Origin of the sequence: Pseudarthrobacter sp. J1738, from assembly GCF_050490315.1 — a bacterium.
GTDB lineage: Bacteria > Actinomycetota > Actinomycetes > Actinomycetales > Micrococcaceae > JBNPEO01.
In genome coordinates, this window is the sequence record NZ_JBNPEO010000009.1 from 63,390 (window position 1) to 87,629 (window position 24,240).

Annotated in this window: 16 protein-coding genes; 6 read left to right on the forward strand and 10 right to left on the reverse strand. The window is 57.6% G+C overall.

The window, feature by feature from the left end; genetic code table 11:
• Together ACQR35_RS11705 and ACQR35_RS11710 are read right to left on the reverse strand one after the other, a co-directional pair.
• The gene (locus tag ACQR35_RS11705) at window positions 1-786 is read right to left on the reverse strand and encodes a DUF5998 family protein (protein WP_430268272.1); all 786 of its coding nucleotides are present in this window, start codon (window positions 784-786) and stop codon (window positions 1-3) included.
• A gap of 49 nt (window positions 787-835) precedes the next feature.
• Window positions 836-3,538 (reverse strand): GNAT family N-acetyltransferase, encoded by a 2,703-nt coding sequence (locus ACQR35_RS11710; RefSeq protein WP_430270124.1) that lies wholly within the window; start codon window positions 3,536-3,538, stop codon window positions 836-838.
• Between the two features lie 62 nt (window positions 3,539-3,600).
• On the opposite strand from ACQR35_RS11710, the gene ACQR35_RS11715 reads away from it, so the two are divergent.
• On the forward strand, window positions 3,601-6,147 hold the full coding sequence (locus ACQR35_RS11715) for a DNA gyrase/topoisomerase IV subunit A (protein WP_430270125.1): 2,547 nt from the start codon (window positions 3,601-3,603) through the stop codon (window positions 6,145-6,147).
• Between the two features lie 3 nt (window positions 6,148-6,150).
• A complete protein-coding gene (locus ACQR35_RS11720) occupies window positions 6,151-6,669 on the forward strand; it encodes a DinB family protein (protein ID WP_430270126.1) in 519 nt (172 codons plus the stop codon).
• A 38-nt stretch (window positions 6,670-6,707) separates the two neighbouring features.
• Here ACQR35_RS11720 and ACQR35_RS11725 read toward each other — a convergent pair whose 3' ends face one another.
• The 4 genes from ACQR35_RS11725 to ACQR35_RS11740 are packed head-to-tail and all read right to left on the reverse strand — an operon-like array spanning window position 6,708 to window position 14,083.
• On the reverse strand, window positions 6,708-7,754 hold the full coding sequence (locus ACQR35_RS11725; protein ID WP_430268268.1) for a GNAT family N-acetyltransferase: 1,047 nt from the start codon (window positions 7,752-7,754) through the stop codon (window positions 6,708-6,710).
• Between the two features lie 9 nt (window positions 7,755-7,763).
• On the reverse strand, window positions 7,764-11,384 hold the full coding sequence (gene cydD, locus ACQR35_RS11730) for a thiol reductant ABC exporter subunit CydD (RefSeq protein WP_430270127.1): 3,621 nt from the start codon (window positions 11,382-11,384) through the stop codon (window positions 7,764-7,766).
• Between the two features lie 38 nt (window positions 11,385-11,422).
• Entirely contained in the window at window positions 11,423-12,472 is a 1,050-nt protein-coding gene (gene cydB / locus ACQR35_RS11735) for a cytochrome d ubiquinol oxidase subunit II (protein WP_430270128.1), read from the reverse strand.
• Window positions 12,473-12,481: 9 nt separating this feature from the next.
• Window positions 12,482-14,083 (reverse strand): cytochrome ubiquinol oxidase subunit I, encoded by a 1,602-nt coding sequence (locus ACQR35_RS11740; protein ID WP_430270129.1) that lies wholly within the window; start codon window positions 14,081-14,083, stop codon window positions 12,482-12,484.
• A gap of 244 nt (window positions 14,084-14,327) precedes the next feature.
• Here ACQR35_RS11740 and ACQR35_RS11745 point away from each other — a divergent pair, with 244 nt between their 5' ends.
• A complete protein-coding gene (locus ACQR35_RS11745; RefSeq protein WP_430268264.1) occupies window positions 14,328-14,708 on the forward strand; it encodes a BlaI/MecI/CopY family transcriptional regulator in 381 nt (126 codons plus the stop codon).
• Window positions 14,709-14,714: 6 nt separating this feature from the next.
• A complete protein-coding gene (locus tag ACQR35_RS11750; protein ID WP_430268263.1) occupies window positions 14,715-15,713 on the forward strand; it encodes a M56 family metallopeptidase in 999 nt (332 codons plus the stop codon).
• A gap of 10 nt (window positions 15,714-15,723) precedes the next feature.
• Here ACQR35_RS11750 and ACQR35_RS11755 read toward each other — a convergent pair whose 3' ends face one another.
• On the reverse strand, window positions 15,724-17,832 hold the full coding sequence (locus ACQR35_RS11755) for a DNA gyrase/topoisomerase IV subunit B (protein WP_430268262.1): 2,109 nt from the start codon (window positions 17,830-17,832) through the stop codon (window positions 15,724-15,726).
• Window positions 17,833-18,076: 244 nt separating this feature from the next.
• Here ACQR35_RS11755 and ACQR35_RS11760 point away from each other — a divergent pair, with 244 nt between their 5' ends.
• Window positions 18,077-18,298 (forward strand): DUF7455 domain-containing protein, encoded by a 222-nt coding sequence (locus tag ACQR35_RS11760; protein ID WP_430268261.1) that lies wholly within the window; start codon window positions 18,077-18,079, stop codon window positions 18,296-18,298.
• A 167-nt stretch (window positions 18,299-18,465) separates the two neighbouring features.
• Here the strand turns inward: ACQR35_RS11760 and ACQR35_RS11765 are convergent, their stop codons facing one another.
• The 3 genes from ACQR35_RS11765 to ACQR35_RS11775 all read right to left on the reverse strand — a co-directional run bounded on the left by ACQR35_RS11765 (window position 18,466) and on the right by ACQR35_RS11775 (window position 22,251).
• A complete protein-coding gene (locus ACQR35_RS11765; protein WP_430268260.1) occupies window positions 18,466-19,773 on the reverse strand; it encodes an RNA polymerase sigma factor in 1,308 nt (435 codons plus the stop codon).
• A gap of 235 nt (window positions 19,774-20,008) precedes the next feature.
• The gene (locus ACQR35_RS11770) at window positions 20,009-21,214 is read right to left on the reverse strand and encodes a DUF4192 domain-containing protein (RefSeq protein ID WP_430270130.1); all 1,206 of its coding nucleotides are present in this window, start codon (window positions 21,212-21,214) and stop codon (window positions 20,009-20,011) included.
• Between the two features lie 98 nt (window positions 21,215-21,312).
• The gene (locus tag ACQR35_RS11775; protein ID WP_430268258.1) at window positions 21,313-22,251 is read right to left on the reverse strand and encodes a proteasome assembly chaperone family protein; all 939 of its coding nucleotides are present in this window, start codon (window positions 22,249-22,251) and stop codon (window positions 21,313-21,315) included.
• 250 nt (window positions 22,252-22,501) lie between these two features.
• Between ACQR35_RS11775 and ACQR35_RS11780 the strand changes: the two genes are divergently transcribed.
• Window positions 22,502-24,025: a leucyl aminopeptidase gene (locus ACQR35_RS11780; RefSeq protein ID WP_430268257.1), complete on the forward strand. Its 1,524-nt coding sequence runs from the start codon at window positions 22,502-22,504 to the stop codon at window positions 24,023-24,025.
• Window positions 24,026-24,240: the final 215 nt, after the last annotated feature.

Here is a 24,240-nt window from a genome sequence, read left to right on the forward strand (position 1 = left end):
CTAGCGCCGCAGCCTGCGGCTCAGGCTACTTGCCAAGGCTGAAATGCCGTTCAGACCGCCCAGACGGCTCGGGCCACTTGGATGGACGTTTGGCCGCAGCGTGGTCTCGCCTGAACGGTGTTCAACGGGGGACGTTGCCGAGAGTGGGACGGCAATTGTTTGCCCTGCCGTGTTCACAGCCCGGAGTGCCCGGGCAAAAGTCTTGGCTGACTGGACTGCCTGAGCGCCATCGGCCTCGGAGCTGATCCTCAAAACGATGTCCTCTTGGGCTACTGTTCCGGTGAAGCCGTGGTCGGCCTCGCATTGTGGGTCCCCACAATTTGCCGGTCCCACATCAAGACGTTGTCCGCCTGACCATGCAATCGCCAAGGTAAGCTCTCGTGCTTGATCGCTGGGCTTGTAGTTTTGTGGCTGAGCGTACAGGTAGCTGAGAATGACGGAGCGGATCTGCGTTACGGGTACCGATTCGGTGGAAACTTGTGCCAGTACCTGTTCACCACTTTCATCGAGCTGCTGGTCGTCGACGTGGGTGACAACCAGCATGTCCTCGGTCAAAACCAGCACGGTGATATGCCGGCGAACCTCGGCCCGATCAAAGTGTGTTTCGAGGTGGACTAGGTGAGCTAAGGAGGCTCGTCCGTCCAGTGCGTCATCAACAACATCAGCGACCAGAAGTGGATAAAAGGCTGCCCGGTTGAGAGCCTCTTTGAGCCCCTCCGAGCTTCCGCGCACTTTGCTTCCGCGAACGTTTGATGGCCCGGAATGGGACGGCGTCTTGGATGTCATCTAGCCATTTTCGCATTGAGAGCGCCAGTGGTGCTAAATTCCGTTCACTCTATGCACGCATGGCGCGGCGTGCACTGTCCGTTCGTTGCTCCGGGTTCGCAATTTTGAGGTCAACGCTCAGAACGCTGACTCCGTTCTGGCTGACAAGTACAGCCGCGAAATCCAGAAGCGCCACTTCCGGATGATTGTCTTTGAGCACCGCAACGCGGGCCACTAAATCTTCTAGAGCCTGCACGTTGACGGCGGGGAGCCCCTCGTAGCCAAAGAGCTTGACGCTGGCCCTGGGCGCGCGCACTAGCTCGTTGATGTCTTGGTCTGAGAGGGGCGGGATGCGGTGTGCCCAATCATCAAGCAATTTCACCGCGTCACCGGACATCCCAAAGGAGATTACCGGGCCCAGCAGCGGATCCTCAATTGCCCGGACAACACAGGCCTGCCCCAGCCCTGCCATAGACTGGACTTCCATTCCCGACTTACCGTACGCGGCCAAAGCGCGTTCCATGGCCACGATGTTGCGCCGCAATGAGGCCCCATCACGGATATCTAGCCGCACACCACCCAAATCGATGCGGTGTTTTAGTGCCGGGTTGGTGGTTTTGAGAACAACTGGCCAACCGAGCTCGTCGGCGGCGGCGACTGCCTCGAGCGGAGTTTCAAAAGTCCTAGATTCCAAAACTTTGATGCCATAACAATCCAAGAATTCTTGAGCAGCCGTGCCTTCAAGGCTCATCAGGGTTGCGTCGTTTTGGCCTCGGAGAAGCCGTTCAAGAAGTGATTCAGCCTTGGCCGGCTGGAGCCCTTCAGGAACTGTTGCTAGGACTGCTTCTTGCGAGAGTTCTTGCTCGCGCCACCGCGCATAGCCAACCACGGCCGCGAGCGCTGCTACGGCTGCCCCTGGATTGGAGTAGCACGGCAATGCTGGGAAGTCTTTGCTGATGCGTAGGAGTCCTTCTACGTGGATTGAAACGTCTAAAATGCCGGTGAACGCGGCCACCACTGGTTTTCCCGCCTGAGCTCCACACTCTTGAAGCACTTCAGCAATGTGTTCAACCGTGAGTCCCCGTGAAGGCAAGAGTGTCACCACTGCCGCATCCACGCCGTCGTGCTCTAATGCCTCGCTCAGACTTTCCCGCAGAGCTGGCAGCGCAAGAGACATTCCAGTGTCCAGATCCAGCTCAGCAACGGTTCGTTGAACGGTCAATCCATGAGCACGAGCGCTGTCCCCCACCACCTTGCCCAAGGCTAGCGAATTGCTAATCACTGCGATGGAACCACCTCGTGGCAAGGGCTGCGTAGAGATCACTTGGGAGACATCGCACAACTCTTCTACCGTTTCAACGCTAATCACACCGGACTGGCGGAACATGGCGTCCACGGCGCCTTGCGGGGCTCGAGTGGTTCGAACCACGTGCCCCGGGGGCAGTTCGGCACCGGTCACAAGGGACCTTGCCACAATCACCGGTTTGGTGCGGGAAATACGGCGGGCAATGCGCGAGAATTTGCGGGGGTTACCAATTGACTCAAGGTACATACCCACGGCGTTGGTGTCCGGATCGTCTTCCCAGAATTGCATGAGGTCGTTACCTGAAACGTCTGCCCGGTTTCCCGCGGATAAGAAACTAGAAATACCCAAGGAGCGCCTGCTGGCGGCAGCAAAGAGTGCCACTCCAATAGCGGCTGATTGTGAAAAGAGACCCAGCCCTCCGGCCACGGGTAGGGCTGGTGCCGCTGAGGCGTTGAGGGAAATTGCGGGATCTGTATTGATTAGCCCCACCGAAGCTGGTCCAATCACACGCATTCCGTTGGCCCTAGCGTGGCGCACGATGGCACGTTGACGAGCAAGTCCTACATCGCCGTCGTCGGCGAAGCCAGCCGTGGCAATCAAGACGCCCTTAACGCCTGCTTCAGCACACTCTTGGACCACCGCAGGGACTTCGCTGTACGGCACAGCAATCACTGCTAGATCAATCGCTGTAGGGATCTCGGACACTTTGCCGTAACTGAGCATCCCAGCAAGCTCGATTGCTTCAGGGTTTACGGCAAAAAAGGAACCGGTATATCCGCCTTCAACGATGTTTTGGAGCAACTGGTATCCGAGCTTGCCCCAGGTCCTACTGGCCCCGATGACGGCAATGCTTTGCGGGGCGAGGAGGCCCTGGACGCTTTTAGCTTCCGCACGGTGTTCGCGTGATTCCATGACGGCACGCGATTTTTGGGTGAGTGAGATGTTGAAGCCAACGCTCACCACACCGTCGTCAAAGTGGCGTTGTACTTCATAGCCGGCATCGGCGAACACCATCAACATTTTCCGGTTTTCTGGCAGAACCTCTGCTGTAAACCGCTTGATTCCGTTCTCCCGCGCAGCGGCTGCCAAGTGTTCCAACAAGATGGAGCCAATTCCGCGGCCCTGATGGCGGTCAGAGATGTTGAATGCCACTTCGGCTTCGTCCGGGTTCTCGAGCCTGTCGTAGCGAGAAATCCCAATAATTTCACCAGCGAAAGTCATGACCAAGGCCACTCGGTCCTTGTGATCAACCTCCGTGAAGCGTTTGATTTCCTTGGCACTGAGTTTGGCCTTGAAAGAGAAGAACCGTAGGTAAATTGATGCTTGGGACTGTTGCGCGTGAAAAGCCTGCACAGCGTCTGCATCGCTGGGCGCAATGGGGCGTAAATGTGCCGTTGCGCCGTCACGGAGTACGACATCTGCTTCCCAATATTCCGGATATCCACTGCCCAAGGACGGTTCCACCATAGGCTTAGCGTAACGAACAATCCTCGGCATACCGCCGTGACCCAAAGGAATATTTGCCGCCCATGGCCCGCCGCCAGAGTCCGGCTCCGCAAAGTGCGGACTCGGAGCCCTTTACCGAAAACATCATCGACATCGACGTAACTTCCGAAATGGAAGGCTCCTTCTTGGAGTACGCCTACTCGGTGATCTATTCGCGGGCACTTCCGGATGCGCGTGACGGGCTCAAACCAGTACAGCGACGCATCTTGTACATGATGAGCGAGATGGGCCTACGCCCCGATCGTGGTCACGTCAAGAGCGCGCGTGTGGTGGGCGAGGTGATGGGAAAGCTTCACCCTCACGGGGACACTGCCATCTACGACGCCATGGTTCGTATGGCCCAAGACTTTTCTTTGCGCTTGCCATTGATTGACGGTCACGGAAACTTTGGCTCGCTCGACGACGGACCGGCAGCACCGCGTTATACCGAAGCTCGCCTTGCCGCGGCAGCGCTAACTTTGACTGACCACCTAGATGAAGACGTTGTGGACTTTGTCCCCAACTATGACAACCAGCTCACCCAGCCGGAAGTACTACCTTCCGCTTTCCCAAACCTTCTGGTCAACGGCGCCACGGGTATCGCCGTAGGTATGGCAACTAATATGGCCCCGCACAACTTGGGCGAGGTAATTGCTGCAGCGCTGCATCTAATCGCCAACCCCGAGGCGGACCTCGACGCCATTATGCGTTTTATCCCGGGTCCGGATCTGCCCACCGGAGGACGCATTGTTGGCTTGGACGGCATCCGTGACGCCTACGCCAATGGCCGTGGCTCCTTCAAGACCCGCGCCAAGGTTGAGATTGAACAGCTGTCCGCACGGCGCACAGGACTGGTAGTCACTGAACTGCCGCACATGGTGGGACCGGAAAAGGTCATCGAGAAAATCAAAGATGCTGTCTCGAGCAAAAAGCTTCAAGGCATCAGCGATGTTGTTGACCTCACGGACCGGCAGCACGGTCTGCGCTTGGTCATTGAAATCAAAAACGGTTTTAACCCGAACGCTGTTCTGCAACAGTTGTACCGCTACTCACCCATGGAAGATTCCTTTGGAATCAACAACGTGACCTTGGTTGACGGACAGCCGCAAACCCTAGGACTGCTGGATCTGCTGCGAGTGTACGTGAAGCACCGCCTCTCGGTAGTTCGGCGGCGAACCGCATTCCGGCTAGCTAAAAAGCAAGCACGCCTGCACTTAGTGGAGGGTTTGCTGATTGCTATCGTCGATATTGACGAAGTAATCCAGATCATTCGTAGTTCCGACGAAGCCTCAGCAGCACGCGACCGTTTGATGTCGATCTACGACCTCAGCGAAATTCAGGCGAACTACATTCTTGAACTGCGCCTGCGCCAGCTCACCAAATACTCTCGGATTGAGCTAGAAAAAGAACAAGACGAATTGCGCAAAGAAATCGCAGAGCTCGAAGCAATTCTGGCTTCAGACGTACTCCTGCGTGAACTCGTCTCAAACGAACTTCAAGAGGTTGCCAACAAGTACGCCACTCCGCGGCGAACAGTACTTCTCGAATCCGAGGCGGTCTCCCCCACGGTTGCAGGTGCACTGGCCGCAAGCACCGGTAAAACTGGGGCTGCGGCGGGCAAAAATGCTCTCTCCCTAGAAATCCCTGATGACCCGTGCTGGGCCATCTTGACCACCTCTGGACAAATTGCGCGCACCGCCAACCAAGAACCCCTCGCGGAGGCTGGTCCTAGGAACCGGCATGATGTTTTTAGCTCGGTGGTAAAAACCTCGGCACGCGGTGAGATCGCGGCCGTCACGTCCTTGGGCCGGATGCTGCGTGTTCAAGTGATGGACATGCCGGCGCTTCCACCTAGTTCCGGGCTGCCCAACCTGGCTGGTGGTGTTGCCGCCAAGGATTTCATTACCCTCAACAAGGGTGAAACCCTGCTGGCCCTTGTACCTTTGGACACTGTTTTGGCCGTTGGCACTGAGCAAGGTGTGGTCAAGCGTGTCCAGCCCGACTACCCGCTCAACCGCGAAGACTGGGAAATCATTGCGCTAAAGGACCGGGACAAAATTGTTGCAGTGTCCCCGGCTCCTGACGATCACGATCTGGTGTTTGTGACCCGCGGAGCCCAGCTTCTGAGGTTCCCGGCAACTGCCGTACGTCCGCAAGGCCGCACGGCAGCAGGAATGGCAGGAATCAAACTTGCCGCAAACGACTCGGTGATCTTCTTTGGTTCCGTTCGCGCCGAAGACGAGGACGCCGTCGTTGTAACGATTTCGGGTCTGGAAGGTGCACTGCCTGGCACTAACCCAGGCGCTGCGAAAGTCAGTGCTTTCGCTGAGTACCCTGCTAAGGGCCGTGCAACGGCTGGTGTCCGGGCTCACCGCTTCCTCAAGGGCGAAGACCAATTGCTTCTTGCTTGGGCTGGCCATGGCCCCGCGAAGGGATCAAGCCAGGCTGGTGTGGCTCGTGCGCTGCCGCTGGAGCACGGCCGCCGAGACGGTTCCGGCATTCCACTATCCCAAGCTGTTGAACGGGTTGGGCACTCCATGACGGAGCGCGAAGTCGCCACCGAGCCTGAAACATCTATCGAAGAAGCCTAAGCAATGGGAATTACACCTGATACCAAGGACTGGACTTGGGTTCTGAATGAGCCCTGCGATGAGTGCGGGTTTGTGGCCCAAGACCTCACACCGCAGTCCCTGGCCGCAACTGTTCGGGACATGATTCCGCGCTGGGAAGCAGTTTTGCAACGCCCCACGGTCGCTGTCCGGCCGAATGAGTCAACGTGGTCTCCTCTCGAGTATGCGGCTCACGTTCGGGACGTTTTTGAACTCTTTGAACAACGACTGTCCTTGATGCTCAACGATGACGATGCCCACTTTGCCAACTGGGATCAGGACGCTACAGCTATTGAAAAGGACTACGCACACGAGGATCCGGCGAGGGTTGCCAACCAATTGCGGGCTACAGGCAGCTCAGCGGCCGATGCTTTTGAGGCTGTGCGCCCGGACCAATTTGAGCGTACAGGCCTGCGCAGCAATGGCTCCGCGTTCACCGTGGTGACACTCGCCCGATACTTTGGGCACGACGTCGTCCATCACCTTAAAGACGTCGACGGCTAGAAGGCCTGTGAGGCGGCGCTGTGAGATGCCAGCGCGATTTAAAGTTCTAGATCCCAGGCCATACTTTGCTTGACGGGCGAATAGCCCATGGACGTGTAAATGGCCAAGGCTCCGCTAGGATTTTCTGAGTCCACGTCGAGGGCGGCCGTTGTCATTCCAGCAGCCGCAAAACGCTGCATCGCATCAACCAATAGCGCCTTAGCGAGCCCACGGCCTCGATGGTCACGAACCACGCCCAGTAACTCCGTGTAGCCCTCTTCCCGGCCAAAATCTTCAAGAACGTCAGGATCGTAGCTAGCAAGCTGGTATCCAACAACTTTCCCATTGGACTTTTCCACCACTACGGCACTGAGATCACGGCGGTTCAGCGGATGCTCAACCGTAAACTTCCACGATTGTTCGTCGCGTTCTTCGCTCCCCCAGTGATCGGCAAAGGCGGCGTTATGCACATGCCGCATCTCGTGGTCGTACTCGGCGGTCCACGGACGAATCTCATACCCCTCGGCCAGAACTAGCCTAGGGATAGCTGCGGAGTTTTCCTCCGCGTCATTTCGTGTGGAGATTGGCCGATTCATCTCGTTGAAGTACCGAACCACTTTCCAACCGGCACGGCTGAACAGACGCTGCTCTGCGGTATTGGCAGTCTCCGAATACAAACGTAAACGAGGACTCTGATTCTCTGGTGTGCCTGAATCTGAGGATGTGCGTCCACGGACGTTGATGCGTTCCGCTGCACGTGCCCGTTGCCATTCAAGGACGCCCCTGCCAATCCCCCGTCCCTGATACTCGGGGTCAACGCCACCCATACCGTAGACGGTGGTGGACTCGGGGTTCAGAGCAACTCGGGCGAAAACTCGGGGCATCCCTGAGGTATCCACTCCGATCACACTGTCCACGCTGAGGTCATTCTTCTTTGAATCGAGCGCGTGCTCTAAATCCGCTTCTTTCTCAAACCACGTGGGTTTTTCTGCTGCGGCAATCCGCTTAATCAAGGCAGCCCAGCCAGGGATGTCTTCACGAACGATTCTGCGGAAATCTAGACCGAACAGCTCACCGTTGGGCACTGGGACTTCGCTAACAGGCATATAAAGAACCTAGGCGTGCTGTCCCTGAACGGCAAGAGGCTCCTGAAATTGAAAGCCGTTCTCTAAACGAAGTTCCACGTCCTCAGCCGCGAAGTCGTCCTGATGGTGACTGACCAGAACAACAGTTTTCGCCCGCAAGGCGTGACGGAGGTCCTTGATCAGTGCTGTAGCGGCCTCGCGATCAAGGTGAGCGGTGGGTTCATCCAGCAAGATCACTTCTCCGCCACTGAGCAATGTCCTCGCTACAGCTAGGCGTTGCCGCTGTCCACCGGAAAGGAATGCTCCGCCAGGACCGATCCGGGCGTCGAGGCCGTTCTTCATAGTGGCCAAAACGTCGCTCAGTCCTACTTCCTCGAGAACCATCAGCATTTCAGCGTCTGAGGGCGCAGCATCCGTGGGTCGGGCAATGGACAGGTTCCCGCGCAGAGTCGAGTCAAAGAGGTGCGCCTCTTGCGGGCACCAAACCACCCTGCCGGAAACGCTAACGCTTCCAGATAGTGGTGGAAGGAAACCCATCAGTACCGCTAGCAGTGTTGATTTACCGCTACCAGAGGGCCCAGAAACGCACAACCAAGAACCCGGTTCCGCGTGAGCAGTGACCCCGGAGAAAACGGCCGGCGCGTGTTGATGGGAGGCTCGCGCTGAGCCCTCCGCGGTCAGAGGCCACCCGGCAGAGAGCCTTTCAAGCCGAACACCCACCCCGGCCAGAACCTGCGGTTGCGAGTGACCAAACTGGCGGTCTCCAAATTTTTGCGAAGCCTTATCCACCAACCGATCATCCAAGGCTGAACCGCTGGCAGCTGCATCGCTCACCGCCTGATCACTCATGGCAAAGTCAACGGCATCAATCTGCGAGCGCACTTTTCTCAAGGTGGCTTTGAGTGCTGGAGCCAGTTGAACGGCAGAGATGGCGGCTACAAAGTGTTCAATAAGCGCCAACTGCGTCAGGACCACCACGGCAATCATGGCGGCTTGGGATTGCCCAGTGTGGACTGCCTCTGCCGCGGCGGGGAGGACAAACACAGCACCGAGGCAGGCGCCAAGCACCACGATGGCTTGCCCCACACCTTCGGCCCAAGCCGTACGTTGTTGGGCCGAAGCGGCTGCCTTCGCTAGTGCTTCAACATCCGCAAGAGCTGCTGCTCCTGCCCCGTTTCCGGCCAGGTCCGCGCGTGCTTCGAGAAAGGAGGTGGTGTCCCGCAAAAGGAGTGCTCGGTGACGTACATGGGCCGTAGTGGCCCAACGGTCCGCCGCTAGGGCAATCAGCGGGGCACCCACCATGCCTACAACAACCACAGCAATCACCACGGGCAACCCCGCCGGGAGAATCCATGCCGTAACACCAATCGACAAGACGGCTACTCCCAGCCCGGCGAGCGGCGGGAGCAACACACGGGGTGCCAGGTCTCGCAGTTCGTCCACGTCGCCGATGACTGACTCGAGTACTGAGCCGCCTTCCAGGAGTCGGCGTAGTGATGGTGCTCGGCGCAAGAGTGAAAGCCATAGCGCTGATCGGAGCAATCCGATGGCGGCAAAAACTGTGTTGTGAAGTACCAGCCGCTCGGTGTACTTCAGGACAGCTCTACCAATACCAAAGAACCGCACACCAACAATCGCTGCCAGCAGGTAAAGGATCGGGGGCATCTCGCTCGCACGGACAATCAGCCAGCCTGAAAGTGCAGTGAGCGCTACGGCAAAGGCTGCAGCCGCAATCCCCAGCAGTGCTGCACTCACGCCATGCCATTTCACGGACCGCCACGTGAGATTTTTGGCAGCCTTTTTGGTGTCACCACTGGCGTTGACCGCAGCCGTTATCCGGCCAAGCTCCGCGTTTACCTTCAGCTCCGCGTTTACCTTCAGTTCCGCGTTCAACGGCAAGTTAAGCACCGGGTCCAATACCAGGTTCGACGCCGGGGCGTCACCTTGGTGAGTAACGCCGTCGTCGTTTGCTACCGAGAGCGGCACCGGAACTGTAACATCTGCGAGCGCCCTGGTGAGCGGTTCGTGGGAAACCAACAACACAGTGGTCTGGCCACGCAGCGCAACGATGGACTTCCGGATGGTGTGGGCTGAGATCCCATCCAAGTGAGCGGTGGGTTCGTCAAGGAGCACAACGGAAGCCCCCGCGGCCACCAAAGCGAACCCACGCGCAACCGCAACACGACGCATCTCCCCCGGGCTGAGCTCTGAGACTCGCCGTTCGCTCAGGTGACCTGCAGCTGCGGCATCAAGGGCTTGCCTAATCAGTGCCTTGCTGGCGTCCGCGCTGATACCGCGGGTGGTCACAAAAAACTCCAACTCTTCCGCCGGGGTGTCGCGGAAGAAAACGGGATGTTGCGGAACATAGGCAACGTCCCCGGCACTGATTCCGCTCGCCGTGCCACCAACTGACGCACCATCACTCAAGACGCCGGCAAGGGCTGCCAGAATGCTGGACTTGCCGCTTCCGCTGGGCCCATCCAAGGCAGTAATTGACCCGGCTGGCGCTGTAAAACTCAGCGGACCAACTCCTGCTTTGGTCCGTCCCTCGTAACTGACCGTCAGATCTTGGATGGACAGTGGCTGGCACTTCGAAGATGGGGCTGGCCTGGGTGCAGGTTTTTTTGACGATGCTTCAAGCTGGGCCGGTAGCGGAGCCTTGTGTACGTCCTGAATTTCTTCCAAGGCAACGCGCCCGTCGTCGCTCGCGTGATGGGCACTGCCAAGTTCCCGCAGCGGAGCAAAACATTCTGGTGCCAAAATGAGTGCCAGCAATCCTACTTCGAGGCTCATTTGGCCGTGGACCAACCGGACACCAATAAATACGGCCACCACAGCTACAGAGATGGTGGCGATGAGTTCCAAGGCCAACGCGGAAAGGAACGCGACCTTCAGCGTTTCCATGGTCCGTTTCCGGTATTGGGCCGAAATGTCATCGAGTGCTTTGTGCTGGGCGTTGGCTCGCCCCAAGCCCAAAAGCACCGGAAGTCCCTTAGCTAGCTCAAGGACATGGCTGGATAGCCTTGCCAATGCGCGTTGTGCTTGTTCAGCCTTGTCCTGGGTGTAGCGGCCAATAAGCACCATAAACACCGGTACCAGCGGCAAGGTGAGCACAATGATCAGAGCGCTGACCCAGTCCGCAAAGAGGATCCGCGCTCCCACTAACAAGGGAATCGCAGCAATATTAACCAGAGACGGCAGGTACTGCGTGTAGTAGTTGTCCAGATCGTCGAGCTTGCGTGTGGCCAGAAGCGCTAGGTGACCCAGCCCTCGCCCTCCGTTTCCACCAGCCAGAGCCTTAGTCAGCACTACCGGGCGTAGTTCTTCTTTGACTCCCACTACGCCGCGCCGCGATGCCACTTGCTGTCCCCAGGCGGTGAGGGAACGCAGGAAGGCACCAAGGACGCCTTCCACCACCACGTGACTGAGGTCAAAGTTCCCAGCAACCGCTTGGGCAATACCTGTACTGATCGCTTGCGCCACCAGTACCAGCCCCAGTGCTTTGAGGGCTGCCAGCGTTCCCAAAAGGTACAGCGTTTGGGTACTCGCTGGGCTTCGTGGGAAGACGGGTCCCCGCGAGCGTGGCTCCCCTTTTTGGCTCAACTTTTTGATGAACGTGGCTGGTGAATGCTGTTCGGAGCTGGTGGGCACCATAGGTCCTAGCGCTTAGTTTTTTGGTGACTTGGGCTTTATGGCTTGGTTTTGAGGAAGAACTCGGCAACGGCGGGTACCACCGAGTGGCCTTCGGGGATATGAGCTGCACTGATCCGACGGCGGAACACCCAATAGGTCCAAGCCTGGTAGGCCAGCACCAAGGGTAGTCCGATGCACGCCACGGTTGTCATCAGGCCCAAGGTGTAGTCGCTTGAGGACGCGTTGGTGACGGTCAGGTTGAACGCCGGGTCAATCGTGGACGGCAACACCACCGGGAACACGGCGGAGAAAATCGATGCAGCCCCTGCGAGCAGGAAGGATCCCAAGGCGATAAACGTCCGTCCTTCAGATCCGGAACGGGCCAGGAACCAAGCGGCAATAGCAGCGGCTGCTGCCACCAGCACAAGCGCCCAGGAGAAGAGATTGCCGGTTCGGATCTGGATCAAGATGGCCCATAGTGCCATGGGAGCCAGAGCTATTGGCAAGATCCTGACCACCCAGCGACGGGCCCTGACGCGAATTTCACCGTCAGTCTTGAGCGCCAGGAATGCCAGTGCATGCACTAGTGCAAAACCAACCACGGCCAATCCGCCCAGAAGCGCGTAACCACTGAACCATGCAAAAGGGCCGCCCACTCTGTCACCGTTGGCGTTCAACGGCAGTCCCGTTGTGGTGAGAGCCAACGCTGCGCCAACACCAAATGCGGCAACTGTGGAGCCAAGCGCAATGGCCCAGTCCCACCGGTTCCGCCACTGCTCGGTGTTGATCTTGCCACGGTACTCGAACGCTACCGCGCGGAAAATCAGCGCGACCAGAACCACCAAAAGCGGCAAGTACAGCCCGGAGAACAGCGAGGCGTACCAGAGCGGGAATGCGGCGAACGTAGCGCCACCGGCTGTGAGGAGCCATACTTCGTTGCCGTCCCAGACCGGGCCGATGGTGTTGAGCAAGACTCGGCGTTCGGTGTTGTTACGGGCAAAGATCTTCATCAACATTCCGACGCCGAGATCGAAGCCCTCGAGGAAGAGGTAGCCGATCCAGAGGACGGCGATAGCAATAAACCAGATTGTGGGCAGGAGTTCCATCTTTTTCCCTTAGTAAGCGAACGCTAGAACGTCGTCGTCGGACTTATTGCTGCCGTCCCCGGGCTTATCACCGCTGGTGGGGCCCGTTCCGTCCTCGTCCGCGTGGGCGAGTTCAGGCATGGCGGATGCCACACCACCACGAATGTAGGTCCTGAGCAGTTTGACCTCGACGACCATCAGCAGCGCGTAGACCAAAGTCAGCACAATCAGGGAGGTGAGCAGTTCGCCAGCCGTGACGCCAGGCGAAACTGCTGCAGCTGTGAACATAAAGACTTGGTCGATGCCGTTCATGTCCGGGTTAGGAGCCACAACAAAGGGCTGCCGGCCCATTTCCGTAAAGATCCATCCGGCCGCGTTGGCGCCGAACGGTGCAAAGATTCCCAAAACAGCTAGGCGCATCAGCCAACGGCTCTGAGGGACGGTGCCCTTGCGGGTGATCCACAGTGCCACAGCGGCTGCAAATGCAGCCAGACCACCGAAGCCGATCATCATGCGGAAGCCCCAGTAGGTCACTTCCATCACCGGAACGTATTGGATTTCCTGACCGGCGCGGTCACCGTATTTCGGGTCGTTGGGCAGTTGCGTGCCGTACGTTTCCTTATAGCTCTGCTGGAGGCTGTTCACGCCCTTGATTTCGGTAGTGAAGTCGCCCTTGGCGAGGAAGGAAAGGAGACCTGGAAGTTCAATCACTGCCACAACGTCTGAGCAGTCTTTAGAGCCCACGTTGCCTATGCTGAGGACCGAGAAACCTGTGCCGTCGTGGCACGCAGCCTCAGCCGCTGCCATCTTCATGGGCTGCTGTTCAAACATCAGCTTTCCCTGGAGGTCACCGGTAACGGCTGTGCCAGCGAAGGAGATCATGGCTACCACAGCGCCAATGCGGAGGGAGCGAATCCAAACTTTGTGATCGGTGACGTCACGGCCGGGAATCTTGGCGGAGCCTGGGATAACACTGCCATCAGGGCCAACGGCGTCGATGCCGTCCTTGCGACGCCGCCACAAGTGATACCACGCGATACCCAACAAGAATCCGCCAGCAACGGCGAGGGCACCAAAGAGCGTGTGCGGAACCGCCACGAGCGCGGTGTTGTTTGTAAAGACGGCCCACGCGTCAGTCATCACTGGCCGGCCGTCGATCATTTCCACGCCAACCGGGTGCTGCATCCAGCTATTGGCGACGATGATGAAGTAAGCGGAAATAGCAGAACCGATCACTGCTATCCACAGGCAGGCCAAGTGGATGGCAGGCTTTAGTTGCTTCCAACCGAAGATCCAGAGGCCCAAGAAGGTCGACTCAACAAAAAAGGCGAGCAGCGCTTCCATGGCAAGAGGTGCCCCGAAGACGTCACCCACAAAGCGGCTGTATTCGCTCCATGCCATTCCAAACTGGAACTCTTGGACGATTCCGGTGGCAACACCCATGATGAAGTTGATGAGGAACAGCTTGCCCCAGAACTTCGTCATTCGAAGGTATTCCACCTTGCCGGTCCGGTGCCACATGGTCTGGATGACCGCGACCACCAGACCCAAACCGATCGTGAGTGGCACCATCATAAAGTGATAGACAGTTGTGATTCCGAATTGCCAACGGGCAATTTCGAGTGCATCCATTGCGCTTCATCCGTTCCAATGACCCCTCAAGTTCTACAAGTCGTAGAACTCTGTCTTCTACAAAGTGTAGAACAACCGTGACGGTTCAGTCCACGCGGCCCCGGCACGTTTCTACCTCATGTAGAAAGCGTCTACAAAAGCGGGTAAATTAGTCACGGAAACACTTTTATTTCAGGTTCAGTGGCACCGAGAGACCCGGCACCGCACCAGCAACCTTTTGCACCAAGGAGAAGATCAGTAAATCATGGCAAGTTTGGGGGATCTAGAGCGTGCCGTTATGGACTTGTTGTGGGCCGAGCCCGAAGCCGCAACGGCCAACACGCTGCGGGATCAACTCGCCTTGGAATACTCCCGCAGTGGCAGCGCGCCCAGCGGGAAAGATCTGGCCGTCACCACTGTATTGACAGTGCTCTCAAGGCTTGAGAAAAAGGGGCTCGTTGAGCGCGAACGCGGGACCCGGCCACATCGCTACCAAGCAATTTCCAGCCGCGAAGACCACACAGCAGAACTCATGCACGAAGTACTGGGCTCCGCACCTGACCGTGAGGCTGTTTTGGCACGGTTCATCGGCTCTGTCTCCGAAACTGAAGCCGCAGCCTTGCGCAAAATGCTTGGCGCCTCCTAGGCACACTTGTTCTGGACCTCTTGGATTCTTGCGGTCCTCGCGATAGCACTGGCATGGCCGGTACCTATCGTGCTCTCCCATGCCAAGTGGCCGTCCCGCTCCCCTTTTGCAGCCATGGTCCTGTGGCAAGCAATAGCACTCGCCGGTGGCCTGTCCATGATCGGGGCCATGTTGGCCTACGGTTTAGACCCCTTGGGTCCAACGTTTTTGGCCGGGCTTCACGCCCTAGCGAACGTTGCACTCAACAACCGTTCAGCAGACGACGTCGGCATTTGGCACCTCTTCGCACTGTCCGCGGCAGCGCTGTTACTAACTCACTTACTGTTTACCCTTTTGCTGACCTACGTGCGCATCGTCAGCAGGCGCCGCCGGCACCGCGAATTGCTCGCGCTCCTCAGCTCTCCCGGTGCCAGTACGGCCCGAACGCTGGTCATTAACCACCCAGCACCAGTTGCCTACTGCCTACCAGGAGGTGCCCGCTCCGTAACTGTACTGTCAGATGGGCTGCTGGAATTGCTCAGCGAAAACGAGCTCCAGGCCGTTCTGGAACACGAAAAGACGCATCTGAGTCAACGGCACGATCTTTTGTTGTGGGCCTTCGCTGCTTGGAAATTCGCGCTCCCTTGGCTGCCGACTAGTCGTTTGGCCCAGCAAAGTGTGAATGTTCTGATCGAAATGCTCGCCGACGATGCGGCCCTCAAACGTGTACAGCCACCGGTTTTGGTGCGGGCGATCGCCATGGTCTCGAGCGGATCTTCCCGCGTTGCTCCCTCCGACCATGGGAAGCGCCCGCCGCTCAGTTTGCCAACACCTTCCGAGCTTAATCAGCTTGTGGCCGGGTCCAATAACGGCGAAGAAGCCTCTGTGACGCTGTCCAGGATTCAGCGGTTGATTCAGCCTCTTGGTCCGCTGTCAGCTTTAGCCCGGCGCACTGTCATCTGCGCTGCGGTCCTTCTACTTGCAGCACCCACTGCGCTGATCTTGGTGCCGGGACTTGTAGGCTAAAGCGCCACGGCTATGCGTCGATTTTGTCTCTGTCCAGATGCGCTGCTCCGGCCACAATAAAGTCCTTGCGGGGCGCCACGTCGGAGCCCATCAAAAGATCGAACGTCTTCTCAGCACGCTCGGCACTATCAATCGTTACTCGGCGCAGCGTCCTGTGCCGAGGATCCATGGTTGTCTCCGCGAGCTGCTGGGCATCCATTTCACCCAGACCCTTGTAACGCTGAATGGGTTCTTTGTAACGCTTGCCCTGCTTGGAGAGTTTTGCGAGCAATTCATGCAGCTCATTCTCCGAATACGTGTAGATCATCTCGTTCGCCTTTTGGCCGGCGTTGACCACCTCTACACGATGCAGCGGAGGCACTGCCGCGAATACGCGCCCCTGCTCAACCATCGGGCGCATGTAGCGGAAGAATAGTGTCAACAAAAGGGTACGAATGTGTGCACCGTCAACATCGGCATCGGTCATCAAAATGACCTTGCCGTACCGTGCCATCTCGGCGGCAAAGCTACGGCCTGAACCTGCACCAACTACCTGGATGAGTGCAGCACATTCAGCATTGGAGAGCATGTCCCCCACCGAGGCTTTTTGCACATTCAAAATCTTGCCGCGGATCGGCAACAGGGCCTGGAAGTCCGAGGACCGCGCCAACTTTGCCGTACCAAGAGCTGAGTCACCCTCAACAATAAAAAGTTCAGAGCGGTTCACGTCGTCGGTGCGGCAATCTGCCAGTTTGGAAGGCAACGAGGACGTTTCAAGCGCGTTTTTTCGGCGTTGAGTTTCTTTGTGAACACGAGCCGAGATTCGCGACTTCATTTCAGCGACGATCTTCTCGAGCAACAACGCGCTCTGTGCCTTGTCTCCGCGGTTAGCGGAGTTCAGCTTTGCGGTGACTTCCTTTTCAACGACCCGCGCCACGATGGCTCGCACCGCGGAGGTCCCCAAGATTTCCTTGGTCTGTCCCTCGAATTGCGGTTCTGCCAGACGAACGGTCAGCACAGCGGTCATACCGGCAAAAACATCGTCTTTTTCAATCTTGTCATTGCCTGCTTTGAGCTTCCGCGCATTGGACTCAACGGCTTTGCGGAAAGTCTTCAGGAGTGCCTGCTCAAAACCAGTTTGGTGAGTTCCGCCCTTGGGCGTGGCAATGATGTTAACAAAACTACGCACCGTGGAGTCATAACCAACACCCCAGCGCAGAGAAATGTCTACCTCGCAGTCACGTTCCACTTCGGCGAGCTGACTGTGGCCCTTTTCGTCCAGAACGGGGACCGTTTCTTTAAACTTGCCGGAGCCTTGCAGCCGCCAAACATCTGTCACGGGGGAATCTGCGGCAAGGAATTCTACGAACTCTGAGATGCCGCCGTCGTGGTGGAAGACCTCTTCATGGGCACCGATCTCGCCCGGTGTTCCGGGTAGGCGGCGCTCGTCGCGAACGGTGATCTTCAGGCCCGGGACCAAAAAAGAAGTCTGGCGTGCTCGTGCGGCAAGTTCCTCATAGGAGAACTTTGAGTCCGGGGTGAAAATCTGCCGGTCAGCCCAATAGCGAATGCGGGTTCCCGTAATACCGCGCTTTGCTTTGCCCACAACGTCCAGAATGGAGCCATCAACAAACGGAACAAATTCGGAGTTCGGGTTTGGTTTGCTACCAGTGTCCACAAAACGTCCGGGCTCACCACGGCGGAAGGACATTTGGTACGTTTTGGAGCCACGGTCAACCTGCACATCTAGCCGTGAAGACAAAGCGTTAACCACCGATGCACCCACACCGTGGAGACCACCCGAAGCGGTGTAAGAGCCACCACCGAACTTTCCACCGGCGTGCAGTTTGGTGAAAACAACCTCGACGCCGGTCAGTCCAGTTTTCGGTTCCAAATCCACCGGGATGCCGCGGCCGTCATCGTGAACCTCAACCGAATTATCAGCGTGCAAGATCACCTTGATGTCATGGCCATACCCTGCGAGAGCCTCATCCACAGCATTGTCGATGATCTCCCACAAGCAATGCATCAGACCGCGTGAGTCTGTTGAGCCGATATACATACCCGGGCGCTTGCGGACGGCCTCAAGACCTTCAAGCACCGAAAGATGGCGGGCGTTGTATTCAGAATTAAGTGCCACGCGGGCGCTCCTCAACATGCATATGGGTTGTATTGCTGGCGTCCACTACGGCACGGCCTCTATCTAGGCTAGTGCCGCTCAGCGCACCAAGCTGGTTGCCACACCACGCTTCAGCCAAACTGCTTGGTTTACCGGGCTACGTTACGCGGTCGTGATACGCGTACAGCGAAAGATGCCAACTCTTGCCATGGTTTTGCCTCCACTGCTGGTTATATAGATGTACAGATCTACTAAGGAGGCCCCCATGACTACAGCTGTAGCAGCCCGCAAGCTAGATGCCCTAGACCGCTGTGACCGTTGCGGTGCACAAGCATACGTACGGGTAGTTCTTGAGTCTTCCGGTGGCGAACTCCTGTTTTGCGGACACCACTCCCGCGCACTTGAAGCCACACTGAAGCCCCTGAGTTCCGAGTGGCATGACGAGACAGCACGCCTTCACGAGAAGCCGGCAGTCGAAGTCGACTAGCAAAACCATGCATTAGCCCAGCGGCCCTCACCTGATGGTGGGGGCCGCTGTTTTTCTCTCCCTACGAATATCTGGCCTAATACAAATGGACCCCCGGAAATCCGGGGGTCCATTTGGTTGATTTGCGCTGAAAATCAGGCAGCACTCGTCAGAACTAGTCGCTGTCCTTAGTCCAGATAGTCGCGCAAAACCTGTGAGCGTGACGGGTGCCGCAGCTTCGACATGGTCTTCGATTCGATTTGGCGGATACGCTCTCGCGTGACTCCGTAAACCTTTCCGATTTCGTCTAAAGTCTTCGGCTGGCCATCAGTCAAACCAAAGCGCATGGCAACCACGCCAGCTTCTCGCTCGGAGAGTGTGTCCAGCACGGAGTGCAGCTGCTCCTGAAGCAAGGTGAAGCTCACGGCATCCGCCGGAACCACAGCTTCAGAGTCCTCGATCAAGTCACCGAACTCGGAATCTCCGTCTTCACCCAAGGGGGTGTGCAAGGAGATCGGCTCACGACCATACTTCTGGACTTCAACAACCTTCTCAGGCGTCATGTCCAGCTCGAGTGCCAATTCTTCAGGCGTGGGTTCGCGGCCCAAGTCCTGCAGCATCTGGCGCTGTACGCGTGCAAGCTTGTTAATAACTTCCACCATGTGCACCGGAATACGAATAGTGCGAGCTTGGTCGGCCATGGCGCGGGTGATGGCCTGCCGGATCCACCACGTTGCATAGGTGGAGAACTTAAAGCCCTTGGTGTAGTCAAACTTCTCAACGGCGCGGATCAGGCCCAGGTTACCTTCTTGGATCAAGTCCAAAAAGAGCATGCCGCGGCCGGTGTAACGCTTGGCCAAGGAGACCACCAAACGAAGGTTTGCTTCCAAGAGGTGATTCTTGGCGCGCTTGCCGTCGTGGACAACAAACTCAAGCTCACGCTTGAGCTTGGGATCCATGGTGCCTTGATCGGCGTGGAGCTTTTCGTCAGCAAAAAGTCCAGCTTCAATACGCAAGGCAAGATCAACCTCTTGCTCAGCATTGAGCAACGCGACCTTACCGATTTGCTTGAGGTAGTCCTTGACCGGGTCAGCCGTAGCACCGGCGGACATAACCTGCTGAACCGGAGCATCATCATCGTCGGCGTCCGAGTAGACAAAACCGCTTCCGGTGCTTGCAGCCTTGGCAGGCGCTTCATCGCTCTCGTCGGCGTCGTCAACCTCAACAAGGTCCTCAGGATCGATGTCATCCTCGCTCGCGGCATCTGCCTCAGCTTCAGCAGCCTTTTTAGCGCCAGCCTTGGGGCCACGCTTCTTGGGTGCCGACTTAGCTTCGGCGCCATCAGTCTCGGCTCCTGCAGTCTCACCAGCAGCGTCCTTGAGTGCCTTATTGGCGGCCCGAGTGGCGGCGCGCTTGGCGTTGGCAGCAGCCTTCTTCTCTTCAGGGCTGAGCTCTACCTGTTCGGCAGAATCCTTCTTCACGGAAGACGGGGTCACAGAAAACCTTTCTAGCGGCGGTCTGTGGAATCACCATAAGGGCAACACCACTATGACCCTGTCAAGTCCGTGAAGGTTCTTACAGGCGACTTCACGGTGCAGGGTCAAAGACTACAACCACAAAACATCGTGAAAAGTTCCCCAAATGGAGCACTAATTTTCGCTTGTAAAACACGGACCCAACCGGGTCTCGACCTCCATTGTCTCACGTTTTGCCCACCGCTGCCGTTCACTACTAGGCCGAGTCCTCTTGAATGCCGTGCCATGCAGTGGCTCTATTTCTTGCCCAATTGCTCAAATGACCTCGGGCAATAAGCTCGCTCAGTAGCTCAGCGAGGCGATAGTCCGGGTTATGGCCAAGTGCCGCATCTAGGTGCGCTCCTGCCATTGAACCTCGCCCCCGGCACCATTCGATCCAGCCAAGAACAGCCAACACCGGAGCCTTATGCCCGCCTGGGCCATCAAAGAGCAGAGCGCCCAACAGCTCAGCAAAAGTATCCATACGCTTCCAGTTCGGTCCAGCCGGTGACTGCCCCATCAGAAACTCTGCGTAGTGGTCAACGGTCTCTTGCGCTGAGTCTCTCTGATCAGCGGCTGCAACGTCCAGTGGCTCACAGCGCGTAATTTCTTGAACTCCATCTAGCGCGAGCGCCAACCCACCTGCAGCTTGAACCATGATGGTGTCTCGAAATAATGGGACGGAAAGACCTGCCCGCAGTGCGGCTGCATCGCTAGCCGAAACTTCACAACGGTTTTCACCACTTAAGAATGGTTCCCACTGCGCCAAAAGGGCTTCCGCCGAGGCTCCACCGCGCGGCCCGTGGAGCAGCTGCTCGCGCAAGCGATTTTCTTCAGGCAGCACTGCGGCAGCCTGCTGAGGACTCAGTCTGCCAAATGGTCCCGTTTGGATGGACAGCTCATCAGCAGACTGACCGTTGATCCCAGGCGCAGCCCCGAGCGCGCTGCCCCGGTAAATAAGCTCGGCACTGAGTGGACTATTACGTATATCTTCCAGACTGCGTCCTTGGGGTGGGCAGCACTCATGGTTCTGGCAGTAGCAGTTTCGCCATAGGTCTGTCCCGATCACCCATGCATCGCGCAGTACCAGGCCCTCGCCTTCTACTGCGCATTCGAGTGACTCGAGCAACTCCATACACGGCTGCCATGAGGGGCCCAACAGTGCTGGCGGGTAGATGGCAATCAACACACCGTCAGCTCTTTCGTCACTGAGCAAGTAGTCCACCACTCGTGCGGAGAACGAGTGTGCTTGAAAGGAGCTTATGTCCGCTGGCGGCAGATCCACACGCAGCGTGGCGCCAAGTCTGCCTTTGGACATAGTGACGCACACCAGCGAATTAGTGGGCCAATAACCGAGCGTGTGCGGAACGTACCCTAGAACGTCTTCGGCGCGGCTAGCTTTGAGGGTTTCAGTAGGATTCATGGATCCACACTCATGCACTGAGCCGCGAGGTGAAATGGCGCAAACGTCCTATGTGGAAAACTTCAGAAAATTAGGACTCGACGAGCCCCCAAAATCCTCTATTTGTTGAAATCTTCCTGTGCCAAGTACGCCTCCACTGCGGCACCGAGGTCCTCGGCGTTGGGCAATCGATCATTCTCATCAGCCAACAAAGACCGCCGCACCGTGCCTTCAACCTTTTGGTCGTAACGCTCCTCAAGGTTTTTGACCACTTCAACAATTTCCTCCGAGGCTGCAACCTGTTCGGAAATCTGGCGGCCCACTGTCCGGCCTGCTTCACGCAGTCGGTCTGTGGGGAGCATCAGTGACGTGGCAGCGCCAAGGTATTCCAGGCCAGCTACTGCGGCTTGAGGATACTCTGCCTCCGCCAAGTAGTGCGGGACGTGAATGACGTAACCGGCAACCTCACGATTAGCCTCGCTCAAGCGCAATTCGAGTACGTGTCCCACTGCTGCCGGGATTTCCACGGTTGGCTTCCACAGCGAGATTCCCTCGATGAGGTCTGGCCGGTTCCCGTGGACCGTAACGCCAGCTGGCCGCGTGTGTGGCACGGGCATAGGGATCGAGTGGATCCACGTAACGAGTTTGACGTCGAATTTTTCCACCAGCTGAAGCACTGCACGGCTGAAGCGCTCCCACTGCAAATCCGGTTCAAACCCGGCCAGTAGAAGGTACGGCTTTCCCAAACCGTCTTTGAGCCTGTACAGAGCGAGCCGAGGTGAATGAAAGTCTTGGAGGTGGTCCTCAACAAAACTAATTTGCGGCCGGCGCGAGCGGTAGTCGATGAGCTGGTCTGCATCAAAAACGGCCACAACTTCGTTCTCGGAATAGTCCAAGAGCTCGCCGTTTATTTGGCTCACCATTTGACCGGCATCAGCAAAGCCGCTGAACGTCATCACCATGTTCAAGCCCGTCAGTTCGGCGTCGCCCGCAACCTCCGGGTTAAGGGTATAGAGGCTCGCCGGATCCAGCTGCGAGCCGTAGCTCTGCTCGAACACAACGTCCTCCTGTGTCTGTCTTCTGCGTTTGTTCCCGCGCAGTCGGATTTTCCATGCCACGCTTGCACAACGCCTGAGGGCCGCTAGTCATTCCATCGATCCAAAACTTTCACCCGGGATTACACCCAGAGCGGAAATCCGCGCCCTTCCGGGTCCTCGGACTACGATCGTTGGTGGGTAAGTAGTGCGGCCCGCAAGATCCGGTGCCGTTGCATCCCGTCAATCACAATGGAAGTGAGGCAAATACCCCGTGGCCAAAGTCAGTGAATTTAAGCTCAACGCCGTTGCCAAGGACCTCAAGAAGTCACCGAGCGATGCCTTGGTCATCGGCGTTGCCAGCACGCCTGAAGGTCCGGTTCTCCTGGAGAACCCGCTCAGCGCCAAAGCTGCCGAGGCTCTCTCCTCCACCCTTGAGTCATTGGGTGTCAGTGGAGCCGCCGATCAAATCGTGCGTCTGCCCGGCTTGCCGGAGTTGGCCAGCGGAGTACTTGTACTCGCCGGTGTTGGTGCCGTAGCGCCAGGACGGACTGTGGGTGAAGAAGCTCTTCGCCGTGCTGCCGGTTCTGCGGTTCGTCAGCTGGCCGGTTTTAACTCAGTTGTGCTGGCACTTCCGACGGCGGATCTGGCCGCTGTTTCAGCCGTCGCCGAAGGCGCGGCTCTGGGTTCCTACGCGTACACCGAACACCGTTCAAGCACTGTTGGGCTCAAGACCCCGGTAGCCAACGTCACCCTCTCTACACCGTTTGCCACAGACCCGGCCATCAACAAAGTTCTGACCCGTGCTGCAGTTTTGGGACGTTCCGTGAACGCAACCCGCACCTTAGTCAACCAGCCACCGAGCCACCTCTACCCAGAGTCTTTTGCGGCAGCTGCCAAGGAGCTCTCCCGCTCACTGCCCGTAAAGATCACCATCTGGGATGAGAAGCGCCTTGAGAAAGAAGGCTTCGGCGGCATCTTGGGCGTTGGTAAGGGTTCAACCCGATTGCCACGTCTGGTTAAGGTCGAATACTCCCCCGCCAAAGCTGTGCGCCACGTTGCCCTGGTAGGTAAGGGCATCACCTTCGACACCGGCGGAATCTCCATCAAGCCAGCTCTCGGCATGGGTGAGATGAAGAGCGATATGGCTGGTGCCGCCGTCGTACTAAACACCGCGCTGGCAGCAGCCGAACTGGCTTTGCCTGTGAAGGTGACTGCTTGGCTTTGTATCGCCGAGAACATGCCCGGCGGCGCTGCTCAGCGCCCCGCCGATGTCATCACTATGTTCGGCGGTAAGACGGTTGAGGTTCTTAACACCGACGCCGAAGGCCGTTTGGTGATGGGTGACGGCATCGCTGCCGCTAGCTTGGAATTCCCGGATGCAATCATCGACGTCGCCACGTTGACCGGCGCGCAATTGATCGCCCTGGGTGACCGTACCGCTGGTGTTATGGGCGAAGAATCGCTCACCGCTGAACTCAAGGCTGCCGCAGACCGTGCCGGCGAGCTGGTTTGGCCCATGCCGATTCCGGAAGAATTGCGCCCCACTTTGGATTCTGATGTGGCTGACCTAGCCAACATTGGAGCCCGCCACGGTGGCATGATGACGGCGGCCGCGTTCTTGCGCGAGTTCGTTGGAAAGGCCAAGGACGGAAGCACTATTCCTTGGGCTCACATCGACATCGCTGGCCCGTCCTTCAACAACGGTGCACCGTACGGCTATACCCCCAAACAAGGCACCGGCTGTACGGTTCGTTCACTGGTGAGCTACCTCGAGTCCTTCACCAACGCAGCGTAATAAGTTGCCGAAATTATCGTCCCCAGTGTTCCACTGACGGTGACACGTTGTGCTGAGGGTGGCTGGGGACAATTGCGCTGGCCACCCTCCGCAGGACCGCTTCTAGGATTCTCCCGCCACAAGTTTGTATGAATCGCGCCACATGAGCGGTACAAAGACGCTCAGAAGGTGGAGCATAGATATTCGTGGCGCTAAGGTGAATTGTGGAAGATTTT